This is a genomic window from Deltaproteobacteria bacterium, from assembly GCA_029210625.1.
In the GTDB taxonomy this organism is placed as follows: domain Bacteria; phylum Myxococcota; class Myxococcia; order SLRQ01; family SLRQ01; genus JARGFU01.
Genome location: JARGFU010000035.1, coordinates 15836 through 36709, shown reverse-complemented (window position 1 = coordinate 36709; position 20874 = coordinate 15836). Strand labels below are relative to the sequence as shown.

The window sequence follows — 20874 nt, the reverse complement described above, 5'->3', positions numbered from 1 at the left end:
ATCCCCATGTCGGACCCCGATGCTATGAGAGATCCTCCGGGCGCACCGCCCGGCCAGACTCAAATGAAGGACGACGGCAGCAACAACCCGGAAGCGCTCGACCGGGTCTCCCGCGCCCTCGGCGACGGGCAGCGCTTTCGCTTCCTGGTGGAGGCTCGGCGGGGAGTCTACCTCATCCTGCTCTGGACCCTGCATCGGCGGCGCCTCGACCACGAGATGGAGGTGGCCCACGACGCCCTCCTCGCCGAGGTCGCCCCCGAGGTCGAGCGGCGGCTCGGCCTGCCCTACGACGCCGTCCTCTTCCGGCAGGACCTCGAGCAGCTGCGGGCCTGGGGCGCCGTCACCGAGCGGATCGAGCCCACCCGGATCCGGCGCCTCGGCGACCGGGGCCGGGAGAAGCTGCTCTTGCGGATCGACCCGCGGGTCTCGGGCCTCCTCTCCTTCCTGGAGAGCCAGAGCCGCGAGGACGGTCAGGGGGGGCGCGAGCTCGGCGCCAACCTCTTGGCCGACATCCACGGGCAGCTCAAGGAGGCCACTCGCTGCCTGAAGCGCGCGGGAGACCGTGGGGAAGAACCCCTTGACGACCAGGAGATCGAGCGGGCGCTCCACCTGCTCCACGAAGCCGACCTGGCCACCGAGCGCATCGCCGAGGAGCTGGTGGGTGTGGGCGACGCGCTCGCACGCTTCCTCACCGAGCCCTTCAAGGTGAGCGAACTGCAGGCACTCGCCGGGCACCTGGAGCGCTACGTCGAGCGCTACCTGGCGGTGCTACACGAGCGGGGGCGGGCCGTTCGCATGGCCCTGGCCACGCTCGCCAGCGAGCGTTTCGAAGCGCTCTGGACACGTGCCTCTTCCTTGCAGCAGCAGCGGCTCGAGGCCCTGCAACCGGGCGGCGGTCCGATCGTCGGTCTTCGCCATCCGACCGAGCTGATCGAGGGGCTGCGCCGCTTCTTCACGCCGGGCGCCGGGCTCGAGGCCCTCTGTCTGCGGATCAACCGCCGCACCCGCGAGGTCATCCGCCGCCTCCAGCGACACGTCGAGGCCGTCCGCCTCCGGAACCTGCGCATCGAGACCCTGCGCGCCCGGACCGACGAGCTGCTCAGGCTGGCAGGCCCCGAGGCCGACGCGCTCGCCTGGCGCTTCGTCGAGGAGCTCGTCGCCCCGGTCCTCCTGCGGACCGACGGCCGCGGGGGCACCCCGACCTCCCGGGCGCCCCCGCCTCGCCCCGCCCGGCGCCACGAGAGCAGCCGGCCCGCCTTCCGGGGCGGCCTGCTGGAGGAGAAGCAGGGCCGGCCGGGCGCCTCCCGGGAGCTCGAGCTCGGCCGCCTGGCGAGCCTCTGCGAGCTCCTCGAGCTGAGAGTGTTCGCGGGCCGCCCGGAGGCCCTGCTCTCGGCGGGGCAGCTCACCGAGCTCGCCGACGCCCGGGCGGTGGTCGGTGGCCTGCTGGCCTATCGCCTACGCGGCGGCAAGGCGCGGCCTCACCTCACCTTCTCCCTCGAACCTGCCGAGGGGCGGGCGCTGCTGACGACCGAGCGCTTCGAGCTCGACCTGCCCGACGCCCTGCTCCGGAGGAAGAGACGATGAACGATATCCAGACCGACACGACCCCCACGGGGGAGTCCACTCCCCTCGACCGACTCTCCCGGGTCCGCAGCCGCCGGATCCTCAACTGCCTCACCGAGTCCACCTTCTTCTACCGGCAGGACGACCGGGACCTCTTCGACTACCTGCGACGCAACCGGGCCGCATTCCAGCACTTCTTCGAGGAGCACTTCGGCTGGGACCTCTTCGTCGATCGCAAGGTCGCCCGCCTCTTCCGCGCTGGCGCTCCCACCAACCCTGCGCTCACCCCCAGGCACCGCAGCCTCTTCGATCTGACCCGCCGGGATCAGGCCGTCGGCTTCATGCTGCTGCTCGAGTTCCACGAGCTCTCCCTCGCGGCCCAGAACGTCCACCCCGAGCACGACGAGGATCTGCGCTTCCTCCTCTCCGACTTCCTCACCCACGCGGTCGCCCGCTACCGAAAGGTGCTCGGCGAGGCGGCCCCCACCGACCGGGAGATCCTCGCGGCCACCGCGACCCTCTTCCGCGAGCTGGAGCGGCACCGCTTCCTCGAGCTGATCGAGCGGGGCGACGACGAAGGCGGCGAGCTCCAGGAGCTCTGGGCCTTCCTGCCGGGTATTCGCTGCTACGAGCCCTCGCGCCTGGCCGAGCCGATCATCCGGCGCGCGCACGGCCTGCCGGAGCCGGAGGAGACCGCCGAGGCCCCCGAATCCCTCGATGCGTTCGAGACGCCCATGGAGAGCGTCCCCGCGGGCTATGGAGAAGGCGCCTCGACACCTCACCGGGGCACGACGGCGCGGCTGCTCGAGCCGGGCGACGACGAGGCTTCCGGACCCGTGGCGTGGCAGCGCGTCGTCGACGAGCCCGGTGGCGACGAGGGAGGTGAGGCATGAGTGGACTCGAGCTACGCGCGGTGAGGATGGTCAACTGGCACAACTTCACCGACGAGACCATCGCCCTCGACGGCAGCCTCTTCCTCGTGGGTGACAATGGCGCCGGCAAGACCACGGTGCTCGATGCCGTGCATCTGGCCCTGACCGGGGCCCTGGGTGTCGAGCTGAACGCGGCGGCGCGGGTCCGGGGTCGGCGCGGCGAGGGACGGGATCTCGCCGGCATCCTGCTCCGGCACGACCTCGAGCGGGGGCACCGCCGCCCCGAGGGCGCGGTGGGCTACTGCCTGCTCGAGCTCTCCGACGCGCAGCGCAAGAGCGTCCTGACCATCGGGCTGGGCGCCTTCGCGGCGGGCCCGGACTCGCGGCCGGACCGCTGGGGCATCATCGCCCCCCTCCCCCTCTCCGAGATCGAGCTGGTCGAGCAGACCGCGGAGGGCCGGCGGGTGCGGGACCGGGCCGAGCTCGCCGAGCATCTGCCGGCGGGCTCCCTGATGGACCTCGGCCGCTACCGCACCCGGGTGGGCGAGCGCCTCTTCGGCAGCCGGGCGAGCTTCGAGCAGGTCAGCCACTTCCTCGCGGCCGGCAAGGCCTACCGCGACCTGGTCGCCGCCACCGAGAACTTCGGCGGCCTCTTCGCCTCCCTCCTGCCCGATCCGGACGAGGGGGCCTTCCACGAGATCCGCCGAGCCCTCGAGGCGATGGAGCGCACCCGCACCGACCTCTCGGCCCTCGACCAGGAGCTCGGGCAGCTACGAACCCTGCTCGGACTGATCGACGAGATCGAGGGCCAGAAGGAGGTCCTTTGCCGCTACGCCTACCTGGGTTCGCACCACGAGGCCGCGCGCGCCGAACACGAGGAGACCGAGGCGCGCGCCGCCATCGAGGTAAGGAGGGCCGCACGCGGCGAGCTTGAGGAGAGGCTGCACGCCTTGCGAATCGACCTGGAGGCGGCGGAGTCCGAGAGCGGGCGCCTCCGGGCGAGCGAAGGGATCGCCTTGCTCGAGCGGCGCAGGGAGCTCTCGGCCGCGCGAGAGCGCGAGGCCGTCACCCTGGGAGAGGCGATCCGGGAACAGGAGACCGCCTCCCGGGTCCTGGGCCAGGTGGCGGGGGAGGCAGAGCGCACCACCACCCGGGTGGCCGAGCTCGCGGGCGCGGGCACGCGCATCCTCGAAGGGGTCGGGGCCTCCAGCGCTCCCCACCTCGGGCCGGTCGGGTTGGACGCCCTGGGGCGACTCCAGGATCAGCTGCGAGGATTGCACCGTCTACCGGACCGCCCGCTCCCCGAGGAGCTAGAGCGCCTCCAGCAGAAGGTCCTTCATGCGCTGCTCCGGGGGGCGTCCGAGGCGGCGGCGCGCGCGGCGGGGCTACGGGAGACCGAGCGAGACGCCCGTGCCCATGCCCGCCAGGCGCGAGCGGAGGCCGAGGCTCTCCGCGCCCGGGGCGAGCCACCGCCGCCCCTCGCGGGCGTCGATCTCGAGGGCGCCCTGGCCGCGCTCGCGGCCGAGGGGATCGCGGCCTCCCCCCTCTACCGTTGCCTCGAACCTGGGCCGGGAGTCTCCCTCGAGCGCACGGGCTACCTCGAGCGGGCCCTCGGACCACGACTCCTCTCGGCGCTCGTGGTCGCACCCGAGCACCACGACGCGGCTCTCGGGCTCCTCCTCGCCCGGTGGCCGGGTCTCCCCCTCGCGCGGGCGCCCCGGACCGGGAAGACACCTCGAGCCGCGCCGGGCGGTACCAGCCTCGTCGACGAGTTGCACATCGAGGCCGCCGGTGGCGCGGAGGCCGTGGCGACGTCCTTCCTCGCCTACCACCTCGCCCCGATCGCCCCGGAAGACGCCGATGCCGTGGTCGCGGAGGAGCCCGAGCGCTCCTTCCTCACCGGGGAGGGGCACCTCCGCCACGCGCGAGCCGACGAGCGCCTGCTCCCGGGACCGCCCCGTTGGCTGGGCACCGCCGCCCGGGCCCGGGCGCTGGCCGAGGCGATCGATCATCTCGAAGCCGAGGCCGAGGCCAACGAAGACCGAGCCGACGCCGCCAGCACGGCGGCGGCGGGAGAGGACGCGATCGAGGAGACCCTCGGGAAGGCCGCAGACGCCCTCGAGGGCCTCTCGCTCCAGGCCCTGGCCCTCGCCGCCCAGGAGCGCGAGCACGCGCGGGTCCGGGCGGCCGAGCTGGAAGAGAGGGTCTCGGCCACCACCCGGCGATCGGAGGGACATCGGGCTCGCCTCGCGGCCACCGATGAGGTCCTCGCGACCCTCGAGCGGGCCATCCAGGAGGAGGGGCTCGACGTGCTCGGTGAGCGGCTGCAAGCGCTCGAGGAGCACCGGCGAGCGCTCCAGGGTGAGGTAGATGCCACGAATCGGTCCCTGGGTCTGGCGGAAGGGCAGGAGCAGACCGCCGCCGATCGGGCAGCGCGGGCGGCGGTCGCGATGGATCAGGCCCGGGAGGAGCTGGCCCGGGCGAGGAGCGAGCTGCTCGCGAGGGTCGCCGCCGAACACCGCGCCGACCTCGACACCTACGTCTTCGTCCACAAGAAGGGCGGCCAGCTCAAGGTCGCCAACCTCCCGGGCCGGATCGAGCAGGCGCAGCGGCAGCTCGCGACCCTCGAGGAGCGCCTCTCCGGCAGCGACGGCCTGCGCCACCCTCTCCTCTGGCAGAAGTACGCCTTCTCTCGCGACGCGGGTAGCGAGCAGCTGATCGACACCACCGGCGCGACGCTGGGTGAGGTGAGCTCGAAGCTACAGGGGCAGGTGGACGAGCTGCAGGCTGCCCTCGGGGAGGGGCGCGACGATCTCCTCGAGCGCATCGTCCTCGAGGACCTCGTCTCCACCCTGCGGGGCGAGGTCTTCGGGCTCGAGCGGACCATTGCCGACATCAACCAGCTGGTCGCCGATCTCTCCTTCGGCAGCACCCGCTACCGTATTCGCGCGCATCTGAAGCCAGAGATGCGGCGCCCGCACAAGCTCCTCGAGGAGACCTCCTCGATCTCTCCGGCCAAGACCGCCGAGCTGAAGGACTACTTCGCTGCCCGCCTCGACGAGCTCTCCTCGGAGGACGACGCCCTGCCTCCCCTCCTCGACTACCGGAAGTGGTTCGACTTCGAGCTCGAGCTCTTCCGCGTCGGCGAGGACGGCGTCGCGCTCTCCCGCGAGCGCCTGCGCCAGGGCTCTGGCGGTGAGCAGGCCGTGCCCAGCTACCTCCTGCTCTTCTGCCTCTCCCTGCTGCTCTACCAGGGGATCGAGGCCAGCGTCCGCCTGCTGCTCCTCGACGAGGCCTTCTATGGCATCGACGCCGGAAGGCGGGACGAGCTGCTGCGCTTCTGTACCCGGGCGGGCATCACCCTGGTCGTCGCGACCCCCGAGCTCGACGGGATCAGCGAGGCCCTCGACCGCTCGACCACCCTGCTGGTCGAGAAGAGCCCCGAGGGCGACGTCTTCCTCCACGACTACCGCTTCGCCCGCAAGACCGAGACCCTCTTCGAGCGGGCCCTGCCCGAGGCCGACACGCTGCGCATCGGGGTCGAGGCCGAGGCGGGGGCATGAGCGAGCATCCGGTCCTCGCGGCGTACCGCCGGGCCCACTCCCGGAATCCGACCTTCCGCAGGTTGGTCGAGCGGGTCCTCGACCGGAGGGATCGAGATGGCGTCTTTCCCCGCACGCTTGGCTTCCAGGGCAAGGAGGCCGAGCTGGAAGAGCTCGGGAAGGTGCTGCCGGCCGCGGCGGTGGCGCCGCGAAAGGACGGGATCACCCTCCGTCTCGACGTCCTCGCTCGCCTGCTGGTCGAGGACTGCGAGGAGCTCGGCGCCGTCCCCCTCTGCCTCGAGACCACCCTGGACACCCTCGCCGGCCGAGAGCCCCGGGATCGGCGGGCCGAGGCGGCGACGAATACCCGCGAGCTCCTCTCGGCCCTCGAGGAGGGGGCCCGGGATGGGCTCGAGCGCGCCTCCGCTCGACTGCGAGCCCTCGGGCAGGAAGCTCGGCGAGACCCGGAGGTCGAGGGCCTGGTCGCCCGCACCCTGGAGGAGGCCGGCCGCGGCGTCGGCCCCTTCGCAGCCCTCTACCGGGCCGAGGGGCCCGCCGTGGCAAGGCAGACCCTCGAACGCCTGGTCACCGGACTGCTGCTCGCGCGACACCCTGCACTCTCCGGCCGGGTCGACGATCTCTCCCGCTGGGTCGGTGGGCACACCAAGATCCTCCGGCCCGGTGGGGCTGACCACGGCCGCCTCTGTGACACGCTGCTCACCCTCGATCCAGACCTTGCCGCCACCGTCGAGGCCGAGCGACCCGGCAGCCAGGCCATCCGCCGCCGCTTCACCCTCGAGCACTGCGACTTCGTGGGGAACCTCGGCGGCCTCGACGTGCTGGTCCAGGGCCCACTCACCCTCGAGGTGGGCGCCGAGACTCTCGAGGATCCCACGCGCCTCCACCGGGAGGGCCTACCCGCCAAGCTCCCCCTCCCCGTCCTTCGACGCGCGAGGCGGGCGCGCACGAGCGCCGGGCGCGTCCTCACGGTCGAGAACGAGAGTGCCTTCCACACCCTCGCCGCCCGCCCGGAGGCCGACGATCTCCTCGTCTACACCGGAGGCCAGGCCGGCTGGGCGGTGGTCCTGCTCCTGAAAGCACTGGCCCGGGACCGTCCCGACCTCGAGCTGCGCCACACCGGAGACCTCGATCGGGCGGGCCTCGAGATCTGGCGCAGCCTCGCCCACCGCTCGGGCCTGAAGATCGAGCCCCTCTGGATGGACGCCGCCACCCACGCGCGCTTCCGGGCAGCTGGCCTGCGCCTCTCGCAGGCCGCGGAGGCCCGGATCCTCCGAACCCTCGCCGGCTGGCGGGAGCCCCACGGCCGCGACCTCCTCGAGGCTCTGCTCGAGACGGGTGTCTGGATCGAGCAGGAGACCGTCCTGGCCCATGAACTCCCGATCATCTAGCTGATCGGGAGTTCATGTCCCGATCCTCCGCGGCTCCGACAGTCTGCGGACCCCCTTCATGAATGGTATGATCCGGCCATGCCTCCTCCCCTCCCGGCCTTCGTACCGCCCGAGGACGACACGGAGCGCTTCGTGCGGATGACGCCCGAGGAGCGGCTGGCCCTGCTCTTCGAGCTCTGCGACCTCACGGACTCGATCGTCTCCGCCCGACCCGGAGAAGCGAAGCTGCGAGCTCCGACACCTCGCACCGAGTCGTCCCTGGCCCTGTGGCGGGAGCTGATGCAGCGCGCCCGCGATGGCTGAGACCGTCTCCTCGGTCGTCGACCGCCTGCTCGAGGTCCTCGAGGCCGGCGAGCTCGACTACGCGATCGGCGGCGCGGTGGCCCTCGCCGCCTGGTCGGAGCCTCGCGCCACCGCCGACGTGGACCTCGTCCTCTGGGTGACCGGCGACGACCTCGACCGCGCCTTCGACCTCGTCGAGTCCGCGGGCGTCGAGTTCGACCGGTCAGCGAGCCGCCAGCGGGCCACCCGCGAGGGCCTCTTCGTGGGCTACCTCGGCCCCATCCGGGTCGATGTGTTCGTGCCGAGCATTCCCTTCTACGAAGAGGCGCTCGCGCGTCGGGTCCGTACGACGATCCTGGGGCGCCCGGCCTGGATCCACTCGGCCGAGGTCCTCGCGGTCTTCAAGCTGCTCTTCTTTCGCCCCAAGGACCTCCTCGACGTCGAGCGGATGGTGGAAGTGCAGGGCACCGCCTTCGACCGCGACTTCGTCAGAGCCGCGCTGGTGGACCTGATGGGAGAAGACGAGCGGATCGATCGCTGGGACGAGATCAGCTCGCGACATCCCTGAAGACCGGGCGTCACACCTCCGCCCCGGACGCTCGAGCCAGCAAGCCAGCCAACCCCTCGAAGAGCGGGCCGAGGAGCTTCGCCGCCTCCGGGCTCGCCTGGATCCCGAGCCCGCCGTCGGCGCGGGACTGGATCCGCAGGCCCGAAAGGAGGCGGCCGAGCTCGGCCGCGGGCAAGAGCCGGTGCTCCGGAGCGGCCGCGGACCCTCCCCCCCGCTCCGCTCGAAGCGACGCCGGGGCGCTCGTCGGCGCCCCCGGCTCGGGGCCGAGGACCCGCTCCATCCGGGAGAGGAAGCTGCCGGAGCGCTCGAAGCGGATCTCGTCGGCCTCGCCATCGAAGAGGCCGGAGAAGAGCGCCCGCTTGTCCGAGAGGGTGGCCGCCATCCGCTCCTCGATGCAGGCGCGCCCCATGAGGTTGTAGACCTCCACGGGCGAGCGCTGACCGAGGCGGTGAACCCGGCCGATGCGCTGCTCGAGCACCGCCGGGTTCCAGGGCAGCTCGAGATTCACACAGCAGCTGGCGGCACGCTGCAGGTTGAGGCCCACGCCGCCGGCGTCCGTCGCGAAGAGGATCCGGGCCGCGGGGTCGTCGTGGAAGTCGACGAGGTTCTGCTCCCGCCTGCGTCGCCCCTCCTTGCCGGTGAAGAACGCGGCTCGCAGCCCGGCCTCCTCGAGCAGATCCGACACCGCCCAGTGGGCCAAGGTGAGCATCCGCCGCCACTGGGAGAAGACGACCACCTTGCGCCCTTCACCGAGCACCACCCGCTCGACGATCTTCCGCAGCTCGAGGAGCTTGGGGCTCCCCGCCTCTCCCAGCGCGATCGGATCGGGCCCGGTCACCGAGAGCGAGGGCCAGAGGCGCTCGAAGTCGAGCTGCGCGATCCCGTTGGCGGCGATGCGCTGGTGGGTGAGCAGGCTCATCAGCCGATGGAACTCCTGCGGCCGCAGCGGCCGGCGGCGCCCGGTGGCGAGCAGCCGCCGGATGGGCGGGTCGAGGTCTTCGTGGGCCTCCCACTGCTCCGGCGTCAGCGCGACGGGGATCACCGTCTCGGTGCGCGGAGGTAGCTGGTCGAGGATCTCGGGGCGGGTGCGCCGGACCATGGTCGCCGCAAGTCGTCGGCGCAAGGTGTCGAGCCCCCGCACACCCACCACCTCCCGGGCGCCGTCGGCGGTCACCGTGTGGGCCGGTGAGAGCCTCCACTTCGGCTCGAGCGCCCGGTCGTCGACCCAGTCCATGATCGAGGCGAGCTCGTCGAGGCGGTTCTCGAGGGGCGTGCCGGTGAGAACGAGGCGGTAGGGGGCGTCGAGCTGCTTGATGGCCGCCGCGGTCCGGGTCTCCCAGTTCTTGATCCGCTGGGCCTCGTCGAGGACGACCATCCCGGCGTCAAACGCGCGGATGGCGTGCAGATCGCGTCGGACGGAGGCGTAGGAGGCCAGCAGGAAGCCCTCGGGCCGCTGCCGGTAGAGGCGGTGGCGCCCGGCCGCCGGGCCGTCGACCACCCGGACCGGGGCGTCGGTGAAGGAGGCCCACTCCCGCCTCCACTGATCGCGCAGGCTGGCCGGCACGATGATCAGGCCCCGCCGGACGGCGCCGCAGGACCAGAGCGCGTGGGCCGCGGCGATGGCCTGGGCGGTCTTGCCGAGCCCCATGTCGTCCGCGACCAGCAGCCGGCCCTCTCGCAGGAAGCGCTCGGTGCCCTCGCTCTGGTAGGGGTAGAGCGGCTGCTTGAGCGCTCGCAGCGCTTTCTTCGCCGGGCCCAGGCGCCTGCGGTCCTCGCACAGGCGGGAGAGCCGGACCTGCTCCTGGATGAGCAGCGCCTCGAGGGCAGGATCGGCGTCCCGGTAGGCGGCCCCCTGCTGCACCTCCAGCAGCTCTTCGACCAGGGCCAGCCGCGTCCCGGGCCGGTCCCGGAAGGTCTGCCGGAGCCGTCCGTCCCCGCGCCGGAAGCGCAGCCCCACGTGGCGCATCGTCCCGGGCAGCTCGGGCCGACCCGCCCGCTCCAGGCGAAGGCGGGCCAGCCAGTCACCCTCTCCCTCCAGCGGCAGGATCGGGTCCCAGACGAGCCGGGGCTGCGACGCCCTGGCGGCGCGCGACGCCCGGGCAAAGCGGCGAGGCCGGGCCGCGAGGTCGGTGAGCACCGCCAGCGCGTGCTTGCACAGGCCCAGCGAGTTGCGCAGGAAGTCGGGACAGTCGCAGCTCGTCTCGAGCGGCGCCAGGCCGCGCAGGACCGTGCGGTAGGGCCGGAGTGCCGCCCGGCGACGGCGCGTCCGGTAGAGACCGAGGGGCTCCCCACCGGCGGGCCCTGAGGCGACCTTCAGGCCCTCGCGCCGCCCCGAGGCCAGCCTGCGCAGGACCGCGGCCATGGCCTCTCGCTTCACCGCCCAGGAAGCGTCGCCGTGGTGGGCGAGCACCTGCGCCACGAGCAGCTCCGACGGCAGCGGGTCGGTCTTGCCGTGGCAGAGGTCGAGGAGCATGAGGCGAGCTTCGGCCAGATCGTTCATGGGGCCGGTCTACCAGCCCCCCCTGACAGCGCCGGCGTCCCGGAGTGTCGGAGGCAGACCTGATCAGCAGCCCCCCCAGGGGCAGAGGGGTCTTCGCGAAAGGTCCACATCTTTGGGCTTCGCTCGGCTGTCGCAACCCGCACGGAAAGCCCTGAAAAGTGCTCTCACGTCCGCCTTGCGCCGCGGCGAGGTGGGGAGGGTCGATAGTCGGAGGGTGAGGAAGCGTGCCTAGTCAACTTCAGAACCCGGAGTATTGTGGGCGTCATCTTCGTAAGCGAAGGCCCTGCATCGTACGGAAACGGAGGGGAGCGGCTTCACGAAGAAGCTCAATTCCCGTGGGGCGACGCCGTGGGAGACCATGGCTGCGCAGATCTACGTCGACTCTAAGGACAACCCCGAGACCCCCTTTCTTCGCGTCGGGCGGCGGCCAGTACGGTTCTGGCTGAAGAGCAGGCCGCTCCCGAAGGGTTGGTCGCCGGATACGGTCGCTCCGGAGGACGATGCGGACACGGAGCCGAACAAGAAGGGCCGGTCTCGGGGCCCCGGATACCTGGAGAAGGAACTTCACCCCCTCGTCGCGGCGTTCGCGAAGGAGAAGCTTGGGGGCGTCAGGGTCAAGACCATCAACCATTCCACGAGCAAGAAGAAGGCGTTCGGGGAGTGGGTCCACCCGGATCTCATTGGCGCGCTCTTTCCTATGACCGCGCTGGACGAGGAAGTGACCGTCGACTTCGGCTTCGCCATGCAGGCGCCTCTCCTTCGTCTCTACTCCTTCGAGGTCAAGCGGCGGGTCAATTTTGGCAACTTGCGGGAGAGCTTCTTCCAGGCCGTATCCAACTCATCGTGGGCGCACGAGGGCTACCTCGTCGCCGCGGAGTGGCGGGACGATCCCGAGTTCGTGGGTGAGCTGACGCGCCTGTCCAGCGCGTTCGGGATTGGCGCCATCCATCTCCAACTGGAAGAGCCGAACAACAGCGCGATCATCCATCCGGCCCGCCCGAAGGATGATCTCGACTGGTCCACTCTCGACAAACTCGTCACCATGAACCGCGACGTGAAGGCCTTCCTGGAGTCAGTGCGGATCGACCTCGGGGCGCGCCGAGCTCACGCCGATCTGGGAAGGACTCTCGGCGGGGGAACGGCAGCAACGCGCTCTGACCGTCGTGAATGAAGCGGCGATGTGCTTCCCCGGCACGAAGGCTGGGAAGGCTCGGAAAGTGCGCGCTCGACCTCGCTCGCCACACTACCGTCCGATGCAGGTCAAGCGAAGCAACGCTCCCTTGTGCCATGCCAGTACCCGCGCGATGCGCAACGCCTTCCGGGAGGCCTATCGGTCCTATGTGACGGCCTACCGATTCGCGGCCGAGCTCCTACGCGATCTTCTACCGGAGCTCGGCTTCCCGCCCCACGCGATGGTGCTCTCGATGGTGGTGCCCGAGACAGGATAGCCGCCGAAGCGACTCGCCGACACCGCCACCCCCCTCTCACCCGCTCAAAGGGCCGGTCCCGTCGTGCCCGGCCCTCCCAGTCAGCGGGCTTGGGTGTCACAACACCATCGATCGTCCGATTTCCCAGGCGATCGGAGTGACACCCTCGAGGTCCGGCTCGAATCCCGGCGGCGACTCTCCTCGAGTCAGTCGCCGCATCGGTCTCGATTCGTGCCTTTTCTGACAATCCCCTGGCACCTCCAGGGGCACCTCCAGGGACCTCCAGGGAGGGGAGGGAGGGGAGGGGGAGAGGGAGAGGGGGGGGTCAGTCGGAGACGGCGTTGCCCTGGACCGCCATCACGGAGGCGGGGGTCAAGGTGTCCTGGTAGCCGGTCAGCGCCGGGAACATCAGCTGGTAGTAGCCCGCGGTGCAGCTGTAGAGGTCGGGGCACTGCGGCGTGTCGCTCAGCCGATCGTGAGTTCGGCCGTCGGTCTCCGTCACGTGGTAGAGGCCCTGGAAGTGGCCGACCTCGTGCGCCATGTCGTCGCCGGTGAGCCGGGAGTAGTCCTGCACCTCGACCACGACGCCCGAGGAGAGGGTCGCGCCGGCCCGGGGGGGTCCCGGAATGCCGCCCGCGATGCCGGCGACCTCGGAGGAGCCGCCCACGGAGAGAGAGCGGACCCAGAAGACGGAGAGCTCACCGTCCCGGGCGTACTGGGCGAACATCCCGGTGTACTCGCTGCCAGAGGTCACGTCGGTGTAGGAGGCGGCGATGTCGGTGTACTCGATCGAGGAGAGGTCGATGTCGGCCTGATCCCGGTAGAAGTGGCGGAAGCGATCGATGGCACCCTGGACGTGGCTGTTCGAGGCCGCGTTCGAGGCCGTGACGCCCGGGATGGCGTTGGGCGCCAGATAGAGCCGCATCGGGATGTTGCCACCGACGTGCTGCCCCGTGGAGGACTTCTTGATGAAGGCGTAGGCCCTGCCGGTGCGGCCGTAGTCGGACTGGAACTGCCAGGTCCAGGTGCCCGGCCTCATGTAGAGGTTGGAGTTGTCGGCGTTGGGCACCGTGATGGCGCCGTACTGGTCGCCTGGCGAGACCCGGAGCTGACCCGTCCAGAGGTCGTTCGAGACCAGCTGGGTGCCGTCGGGGCGGCGCACCGAGGTGATGGCGTAGTTGGAGCCCGAGACCCCGACCACCGAGATGGTGAACGCGAAGGTCTGGGCGTCCACCGGGATCGACTGGGTCGACCCGGGGGTGATGGTGCCGTAGTCGATCACCTCGGTGTTGCCCGAGCCGGCGGTCGTGCTGCGGCACTGGCCGCTGCTGGTGTCGCAGTAGCCGTCGAGGCACTCGCTGTCCTGGGTGCAGGGGATCACGCAGGCGCCACCGAAGCAGCGCTGGCCGCTGCCGCAGTCGGCGTCGGCCCGGCAGACCGCCACGCACATCCGGCTGCCGCGCAGGTTGCCGCAGGTCGAGCCCGCCGGGCAGTCGGCGCCGCTGGTGCAGGCCTCGGTGCAGTAGCCCTCGGGGATGCCGCGGTAGCAGCCCAGGGGGCTCTGGCAGTCGGTGCCGACCTGGCAGGGATCCCCCACCCCGCTGCCCACGCAGGCAGAGTTGATGCAGAGCTCACCGCCCGAGCAGTCGGCGTCGGAGGCGCAGGCCTGATCGCAGACGCCCGCGCTGCAGACGTAGCCCGAGCGGCAGTCGGAGGAGGAGAGGCAGGAGTCGAAGCAGTACGAGGAGCCACCGTAGGTCGTGCAGGCGGTGCCCGTCGGACAGGCCTCGGTCTCACAAGAGCGGGTGCAGTAGCCGCCCGGCAGCCCGGGGGCGCAGGAGAGGTCGGCAGCGCAGTCGGCGGGGCTCGAGCAGCCCGCGCCGATCCCACCGCTCACGCAGGAGCCGTTCTGGCAGGAGAGGCCATCGGCACAGTCGCGGTCGGTGACGCAGGGAGGCTGGCAGACCGAGTTGCGGCAGATGTAGCCCTCGCGGCAGTCGCCGTCGGCGGCGCAGTCGCCCATGCACCAGTCCTGACCGGCGAAGTAGGTGCAGGTGGAGCCATCCGGGCAGGCGTCCCAGCACTGGGAGATGCAGTAGCCACCCGGCAGGCCGGCGTGGCAGGCGAGGCCCTCCTCGCAGTCCTCGCCCGTGGTGCAGGCCGCGCCGGTGGCGCCGAGATCGGCTCCGCCACCGCCACCACCGCCGCCGCCGCTACCCCCGAAGAGGCCGAGGCAGCCGGAGGTGAGCAGGGCCAGAGAGAGCCCGAAGGCCGAGGAGAGGATCGTGTTGCGCAGGGTCTTCATCGGATCACCTCGGCGCCCACGGTGGCCTCCAGGTCACGATGCAGCAGGGCCGCGGGCCGGGCCGCACCCTCGCGGGGGAGCTGCTCCACCTTCAGCCCGCGCGCCTCGGCCGCCGCCTCCCGCAGCGCCGTGCGCACCACGACGTTGCGCTCGACGAGGCGGTGCTGCTCGAGGACCTTGAGCGCCTCGGGGGTGCCGACGAGGCTGAGGGAGAGGACCGCCCGCTCTCGCAGGCCGGGGTCCCGATCCTTGAGGAGGCGCTGCAGCGTGCTCACGGCCTCGGGGTGCCGGGCCAGGGGGTTGCCGAGGGTCCAGCCGGCCGCGATCCGCAGGCGAGGCGCCGCGGTGGGATCGTCGATGAGGGCAGCGACCCGGGGCATCGTGCGGTCGCCATCCTCGCGCGCCATCGCGGCGAGGGCGCGGATGCGGGCGATGCGCGGACGCGAGAGATCCGACTCGATCGTGGCGAGCTTCTCGTAGAGGCCCGGGCGGAAGGGCTCGAGATCCGCGGGGCTCGGGTCCTCGTGGTTCATCGAGAGCACGATGGTGAGCCCGTCCAGGGTCAGGCCCGGCTCGGGGCCGTCCGCCTCACCCGCGAACGCGCGAGGGGGGACGAGGAGCAGTCCCGCGACCAGGAGGGTCGCACCGAGGGTTCTCGCCAGCCGAATCATCACTACGCCTCCAGTTGCAACATCACATGGCTCTGGCCCGGGAGCCGGTCCGATCTCCACCCGGGGCCGAGGTCGAGACCCTAACAGATTCGGTCACCCCGGCACCGTGACCCGCCTTACATACGAGCCCCCGGGGAGGAGTGGGTCAGTACTCGCCGGCGAGCCAGGAGGCGGCGTTCAGGAAGAAGGCCGCGTTGGTCTGCTCCGGGTCGTGCCAGGCATCGTAAATATTGGTGTTTCCACCGCTATCGGTGCCGTCGTCCGCCGCGGAGGAGTCCCCGTGGAGGAGCAGCCGCCCCTGCCCCACCCTCCCGGCCAAGGCCAGGGTGGCCCTCCCCGGGACCGAGGCCACGACCCGCAGGTCGGTGTCGAGGCCCGCCTCGAGGCGAACGCTACTGCCGGCGAAGGCGCCGAGCGCGTCCGCCGTCCCGAAGGGGCCGTCGGTGAGGGCGTCGTCGGGGGTCGCCCGGGCGGCCCCGGAGAGGCGGTCACCGATCAGGGCCGCGCCCCAGGCCTTGCCCTGCAGGGCCTCGTTCAGCACGTCCACCGCGTCCCAGCCGTCGTTGTCCCGGTCGGAGCCGCCATGGTTGCCGATCAGCAGCAGCCCCCCCCCTCCCCGGAGGTAGGCGTCGAGGGCGTCGATCTCGGTGCCACCGAGGCGGTTGTTGGGCTCGGGGATGACCACCAGATCGTAGCCCGCGAGGGCGACCCCGCCCTGGCCGAAGCTCTCCCCGTCGGTGAGGATCTCGACGACGAAGCGGCCGGTCCTCACGAGGTCGACGCCGAAGGCCGAGTAGGCCCCGTTCCAGTCGTCCTCCACCGAGGGGTTCGCCGGGGTGGGATCCCGCCCCGAGGTGTCGACGATCCAGTCGGCGTTGCCCGCCCGCTGGCCGTGGGCAGCGTCGAAGAGGACCCGGGCGGGGCTGGTACGCAGCAGGCCGGTCCGCGCCTCCAGGGCGGCGCCGACGGCCCGGTTCCCCTGGTCGTAGGCGACCACCTGGAGGCGCAGGCTGCGCCCGGGCGGGAGGCCCTCGACCCGGATCGTGCGGGCCGTGAGGAAGTCTCCGGCGGTCGTCACCCCCGTGTCCCCACCCCCGAGCCAGGCGACCTCGGCGTGGGTGGGCACGTCGGTCTCCCACGCGAGGACCAGCGCCCGCGCCTCGGTGCTCTGCACCCGGGGAGCCTGGACGAAGCGGGGGCCCTCGCCGCCGCCGTCGGGCGATCCGGCGTCACCGCCATCGGAGGTGGAGGGCGAGGGGCCGCAGGCCAGGGAGGTCAGCAGCAGAGGGATGATCATCGGGGAGAGCGCTCTTTTCCGGCTGCACATCGCGGGCTAGGCTACCACGCCATGAGCGATGTGGAATTCACCACCGTGGAGGTCCTCGAGCGGCAGGATCGCGGCACTTCGGGCTGGGGCCTGAAGCTGGACGCGGCGGCGGCCGGCCTCACCGGGACCTACCAGCGGCCCGGGCAGTACCTGCGCGTCCGCTGCCCCGGCGGCGAGGCGGTGGCCTACCTGGCGCTGGCCTCGGCGCCCACCGACGGCAGCCCCTGGGAGCTGCTCCTCCAGCCCGGCGGCGGCGCGGTGGACGAGATCCTGGCGCACCTCGGCGGCGGTGGCAGCGCGGTGGAGGTGAGCGGCGCCGAGGGCGCGGGCTTCGGACTCGCCGAGCAGGCCGGCCGCCCCCTGCTGCTGGTGGCGGGCGGCTCGGGCATCTCCGCCCTTCGCTCGGTGCTCCGGGAGGTCCTCGCCGCCCCCGCCGCCTTCGGCCCCGTGACCCTCCTGCACGGGGTGAGCGGCCCCGCCGCCCTCGCCTACCCCGAGGAGCACGAGGGCTGGCGCGCCGCGGGGATCCGCCTGCTGGTCGTGGTCTCGCGGGAGGCCCCGGGCTGGGAGGGCGCCCGCGGACACGTCCAGGACCACCTCGCCGGCCTCGACCTCGACCCCGGGGCGAGCTCGGCCTTTCTCTGCGGCCCACGCGCGATGCAGGACGACCTGCGCCGCCTCCTCCTCGCGTCGGGCTTCGAGGCCGATCGTGTGCGCACGAACTACTGACCGCCGGGCGCTCCCCGCGCTGCTGCTCCTCCTCGCCCTGGGCGCCCTCGCCGGCCCCGCCTGTGAGGACCCCCGCAAGGACCTCCAGGAGGGCTCCCCCGGCCCGGCCGCGGGGGCCTCCTCCGGCGAGGGGCCCACGGCGCCAGAGGCCGCGCCGGCCGAGCCCGCGCCGGTGCGGGCGGCGGATCTCCCGGATAGCCCGGTGCTGACCTGGTACGACGCCCGGGGGCGCCCCCACCTCGCCTCGTCGATCGAGGAGGTCCCGCCCTTCGCCCGGGAGCGCGTCGTCTTGAGCCAGCTGGGGGGCGGCGCGAAGGTCGCCCTCGCCGACGAGGTGACCGTCGCCGACTTCAGCGGCGACGAGCCCACCTACTCGAGGGTCGACCTCCGGGAGCTCGGCGGCGACCGGCCCCTCGATGGCGCCGCGCTCCTGAAGCACCAGCAGGTGCTGGTCTACTCCGCCGTCTGGTGTGGCTTCTGCAAGAAGGTGAAGGCCTTCCTGAAGGAGAACTCGGTGGCGTACACCGAGCGGGACATCGACGAGGATCCCAGCGCCGCCGCGGAGCTGGCCGCCAAGCTGAAGGCCGCCGGCCAGAGCTCCCGGGGAATCCCGGTGACCGACATCCACGGAGAGCTCATCGTGGGCTTCAAACCCCAGGCGATCCAGGCGCGCCTGGCGCAGGTCGGGATCGCCCTCGTCCCCGCCGCTGCGGAGGCGAAGGCGCCCCCGGAGGCCGAGTGAGGGCGCGCGCCCGGACCCTCGCCCTCCTGGGCCTGCTCGCCCTCCGGCCCGCGAGTTTGGCCGCGGCGCCCCTGGAGCTGCCGGCCGCGACCAGCTACGGGCAGCGGGTCCCCACCCGCCTGCTCTGCGATCCGGCCGCCTGGCCCCGGCCCGTGGACGGGGCGCTCTGTGACGCCGCCCGCCTGCTCGCCCGGCGCGTCGCCTCCGCCGGCGGCACCCTGGAGGGGGCCGAGCGGGACCTCCTGGCCCGCTGGGCACCCTTCCTCGCCCTGCGGCAGGGGGTGCCCGATCCCCGGGTGCACGCCATCCTGGTCCAGGACGCCCGCTACGTCGTGGTCCTGGACGAGCTCGAGAAGGCGGCCGGGCGGATCCCGGAGGGGCACCGCATCGGCCTCGGCCTCGCCCCCCTCCCCGACGGCGCCGTGGGGGTGCTCCTCTCGATCGAGGGGGTGGTGCTGCCCGCGCCCTTCCCCCGCCGGCCCGGCCGGGGCAGCCGGCCCCGGGTGGAGGGCCTGCTGGCGAAGGACGTGAGGTTGAGGGAGGCGCTGCTCCAGACCCCGGGGGGGGAGACCCGCCCCGTGAAGCTCTCCCTCCCCGCCTCCCCGGGGAGCTTCGATCTGCGCCTCCCCGCCCTGAGCGAGGCGGGGGAGTATCGCTTCCAGCTCATCGTCGATCGCGGCCACGGCCCGGAGGTGGGCCTCCTCGCTCCCCTCTGGGTGGAGGTCCCGGAGCCCGAGGCGCCCGCACGCGTGGCGACCACCGGCGCCCCGGGCCCCGGGGAGGGCGACGACCGGCCCCCGACCGATCAGGCCCACCTGCTCCTCGCCCGGCTGCGCCAGGCCGAGGGGCTCGAGCCCCTGCGCCGGGACGCCACTCTGGACGCGGCCGCCCTGACCCGGGCCCGGACCATGGCCGCCGAGCGCCGGGTGGTCCACGAGCCCGAGCGCGGCCCCAACGCCCGGACCCTCCTGGAGAGCGCGGGCTTCCGCCACCGCTTCCTGGCCGAGGACGTGGCCCTCGGGCCGAGCGTGCGCCTGGCCTTCGAGAGCCTGCTCGCCAGCCCGGCCCACCGGGGTGCCCTCCTCGAGACCCGCGCCGACAAGGTGGGCATCGGCACCGAGGAGACCGGCGACGGGGTGTACCTGGCCGTCCTCCTCACGGGCTCGCGCCCGCCCCCCCTGGCCACCCCTCTGGCCCGGGAGCTGGATCGCCAGCGCGCGCTCCTCGAGCTCTACCAGGCGATCCGCGAGGAGCGGCGGGCGGCGAGCCTCGGCCCCGCCCGGCGCGATCCCGAGCTGGACGAGGTCGCCCAGACCCTGGCCGGTCAGCTGGCCGCGGCGGGCAGGACCCGCGACCCCGGGGCCACCGCCAGGGCCACGGAGCTGCTGCGGGACCGGGAGCCCCGGCCGCGGGGCGCGTTCGTGGACGTGGTGGTCGCCCCCGAGGTCTTGCGGGCGGCCACCGCGCCGGCGGCGCTCCACCCCGACTGCCGGGAGCTGGGCCTGGGGGCCGCGGTCGGCCTGCGCGAGGGCCTGGAGCAGGCCTGGGTCGTCCTGCTCTGCGTGAACTAGGGGCGCCCCCTAGCGGCGGACCGGCTTGCCGGCGGCCTGCGCCACCTGCTGCCCCAGGCTCTGCAGCCCCACCCGGAAGACGTGGTCGGCGCCGGGGATCCGCTCCTCCCGGTGCCGCTCGCCCAGCAGGCCGAAGACCTCCGCCACCCGCGCGGGGGGCGCGACCTCGTCCTCGTCACCGCAGAAGGTGACCAGCTCCCCGGTGCGCGCGAAGGTCTCCGGCAGGACGCGGAGGTGCTCGGAGGGATCGAGGAGGGTCACCGGCGGCGCGATCAGGATCACCGCGGCGGCTCGCAGGCCGCCGGCCAGCGCCCTCAGGGTGAGATCGGCGCCGTAGGAGTAGCCCACCAGGGCCACGCCTCCCTCGGGAGCCGCTCCGGTGGTCTCCGCCAGGTGCTCGACCGCCTGGCGCAGGTCCCCCACGTCGTGCTCCCCCCCCTCCCACTCGCCCTGGGAGGCGCCGACCCCGCGGTAGTTCATCCTCAGGGTGGGGTGGCCCGCCCGGGTCAGGGCCCAGGCCAGCTCGGCGACGACCGGGCTGTCCATCGAGCCCCCGAGCTGGGGGTGCGGCGGGAGGATCAGGACCGGCCGAACGTGATCACCGCGGTGGTAGAGCCCCTCCAGGCAGAGCTCCCCCACCCGGATGAGCACGGGCCGCTCGAGGTACTGACCCTTCAGGACCATCGGCAGGGAGGCGGCGGTCCGCCTAGCGGGCTTCCCCGCCGCGCTTGGCAGAGGCGGCCTCGGCCTCGACCCGCTCCACGAGGGCGGCGAGCTTCCGCTTCCAGCCGAAGCCCCCGCCGATGAACTTGAAGCCCAGGCTGCGCGAGTCCTTGAAGTAGGAGAGCCACATGACCTGCCCCCTCACCTTCAGGGGGAAGAAGCCGCTGTCCGGCTCGATGGTGAGGAAGACCTCCTCCCCCATCGCCGGGAGCTCACCCTCCATGGCGATGCGCGCGCCGCCCAGGCTCAGGTCGAGGACCTCGACCTCGGCCTCCCCGCGGGAGCCCTCGATCCTCGCCGGGAGCTCGGTGTTGGTCCGCCGGTGGCTGCGCTCGTGGAAGGGCACGTCCTCTCCACGCGCGAAGGCGAGGGCCTTCTGGAGCCCGGCGAGGTGCTCCCGGGGGACCTCCACGGTGACCCCGGTCGGCAGATCCGCGCCCCGCCCCTTTCGCCGCACCGAGGTGCACAACCCGATGAAGGAGAACTCGCGGGCGTAGCCCTCGAAGGCGACGGTCACCCGGATCGTCATCCCGGCCGAGGGGGGATCGTCGACCGGCACGAAGACGGCCCCGCTGCCGTTGCCGTTCTCCCGGGCGCAATCCCGGAGGGTCTGACGATCCGTCTTCCAGTCGATCTGTCTCAT

General features: G+C 72.6%; 16 protein-coding genes. 10 read left to right on the top strand and 6 right to left on the bottom strand.

Annotated elements, in window-relative coordinates; translation table 11 throughout:
• The first annotated feature begins 63 nt into the window (after positions 1 to 63).
• The 6 genes from P1V51_22675 (at position 64) to P1V51_22650 (ending at position 8236) form a co-directional block, all read left to right on the top strand.
• Entirely contained in the window at positions 64 to 1584 is a 1521-nt protein-coding gene (locus P1V51_22675; protein MDF1565858.1) for a DUF2397 family protein, read from the top strand.
• Positions 1581 to 2456 (top strand): DUF2398 family protein, encoded by an 876-nt coding sequence (locus P1V51_22670; GenBank protein ID MDF1565857.1) that lies wholly within the window; start codon positions 1581 to 1583, stop codon positions 2454 to 2456. Before P1V51_22675 ends, P1V51_22670 begins: the two co-directional genes overlap by 4 nt.
• A complete protein-coding gene (locus P1V51_22665; GenBank protein MDF1565856.1) occupies positions 2453 to 5998 on the top strand; it encodes an SbcC/MukB-like Walker B domain-containing protein in 3546 nt (1181 codons plus the stop codon). The genes P1V51_22670 and P1V51_22665 overlap by 4 nt, the downstream gene beginning before the upstream one ends.
• Positions 5995 to 7386 carry a DUF2220 family protein gene (locus P1V51_22660; protein MDF1565855.1) on the top strand — a complete coding sequence of 464 codons (1392 nt, stop codon included), beginning with the start codon at positions 5995 to 5997 and terminating at the stop codon, positions 7384 to 7386. The genes P1V51_22665 and P1V51_22660 overlap by 4 nt, the downstream gene beginning before the upstream one ends.
• A 78-nt stretch (positions 7387 to 7464) precedes the next feature.
• Positions 7465 to 7689, top strand: coding sequence for a hypothetical protein (locus P1V51_22655; protein MDF1565854.1), 225 nt, complete (start codon positions 7465 to 7467; stop codon positions 7687 to 7689).
• Entirely contained in the window at positions 7682 to 8236 is a 555-nt protein-coding gene (locus P1V51_22650; protein ID MDF1565853.1) for a hypothetical protein, read from the top strand. Before P1V51_22655 ends, P1V51_22650 begins: the two co-directional genes overlap by 8 nt.
• Before the next feature lie 10 nt (positions 8237 to 8246).
• On the opposite strand, the gene P1V51_22645 is transcribed toward P1V51_22650, so the two are convergent.
• Positions 8247 to 10736, bottom strand: a complete 2490-nt coding sequence (locus tag P1V51_22645; protein ID MDF1565852.1) for a DEAD/DEAH box helicase — start codon at positions 10734 to 10736, stop codon at positions 8247 to 8249.
• Positions 10737 to 11019: 283 nt separating this feature from the next.
• On the opposite strand from P1V51_22645, the gene P1V51_22640 reads away from it, so the two are divergent.
• Positions 11020 to 11907, top strand: coding sequence for an HTH domain-containing protein (locus tag P1V51_22640; GenBank protein MDF1565851.1), 888 nt, complete (start codon positions 11020 to 11022; stop codon positions 11905 to 11907).
• 581 nt (positions 11908 to 12488) lie between these two features.
• On the opposite strand, the gene P1V51_22635 is transcribed toward P1V51_22640, so the two are convergent.
• The 3 genes from P1V51_22635 to P1V51_22625 all read right to left on the bottom strand — a co-directional run bounded on the left by P1V51_22635 (position 12489) and on the right by P1V51_22625 (position 16436).
• Complete coding sequence (locus tag P1V51_22635; protein MDF1565850.1) at positions 12489 to 14468, bottom strand: hypothetical protein; 1980 nt, start codon at positions 14466 to 14468, stop codon at positions 12489 to 12491.
• Positions 14465 to 15139, bottom strand: coding sequence for a HEAT repeat domain-containing protein (locus tag P1V51_22630; protein MDF1565849.1), 675 nt, complete (start codon positions 15137 to 15139; stop codon positions 14465 to 14467). The genes P1V51_22635 and P1V51_22630 overlap by 4 nt, the downstream gene beginning before the upstream one ends.
• A 145-nt stretch (positions 15140 to 15284) precedes the next feature.
• Entirely contained in the window at positions 15285 to 16436 is a 1152-nt protein-coding gene (locus P1V51_22625; GenBank protein MDF1565848.1) for a hypothetical protein, read from the bottom strand.
• Between the two features lie 51 nt (positions 16437 to 16487).
• Between P1V51_22625 and P1V51_22620 the strand changes: the two genes are divergently transcribed.
• From P1V51_22620 to P1V51_22610, 3 genes are read left to right on the top strand one after another with little or no spacing between them, the layout of a single operon-like run.
• Positions 16488 to 17195: an NAD-binding oxidoreductase gene (locus P1V51_22620; protein MDF1565847.1), complete on the top strand. Its 708-nt coding sequence runs from the start codon at positions 16488 to 16490 to the stop codon at positions 17193 to 17195.
• Positions 17176 to 17937 (top strand): glutaredoxin family protein, encoded by a 762-nt coding sequence (locus P1V51_22615; protein MDF1565846.1) that lies wholly within the window; start codon positions 17176 to 17178, stop codon positions 17935 to 17937. Before P1V51_22620 ends, P1V51_22615 begins: the two co-directional genes overlap by 20 nt.
• Entirely contained in the window at positions 17934 to 19508 is a 1575-nt protein-coding gene (locus tag P1V51_22610) for a CAP domain-containing protein (protein ID MDF1565845.1), read from the top strand. Before P1V51_22615 ends, P1V51_22610 begins: the two co-directional genes overlap by 4 nt.
• Before the next feature lie 9 nt (positions 19509 to 19517).
• Here the strand turns inward: P1V51_22610 and P1V51_22605 are convergent, their stop codons facing one another.
• A complete protein-coding gene (locus P1V51_22605; GenBank protein MDF1565844.1) occupies positions 19518 to 20192 on the bottom strand; it encodes an alpha/beta hydrolase in 675 nt (224 codons plus the stop codon).
• A 22-nt stretch (positions 20193 to 20214) separates the two neighbouring features.
• Positions 20215 to 20874: a PilZ domain-containing protein gene (locus tag P1V51_22600; GenBank protein ID MDF1565843.1), complete on the bottom strand. Its 660-nt coding sequence runs from the start codon at positions 20872 to 20874 to the stop codon at positions 20215 to 20217.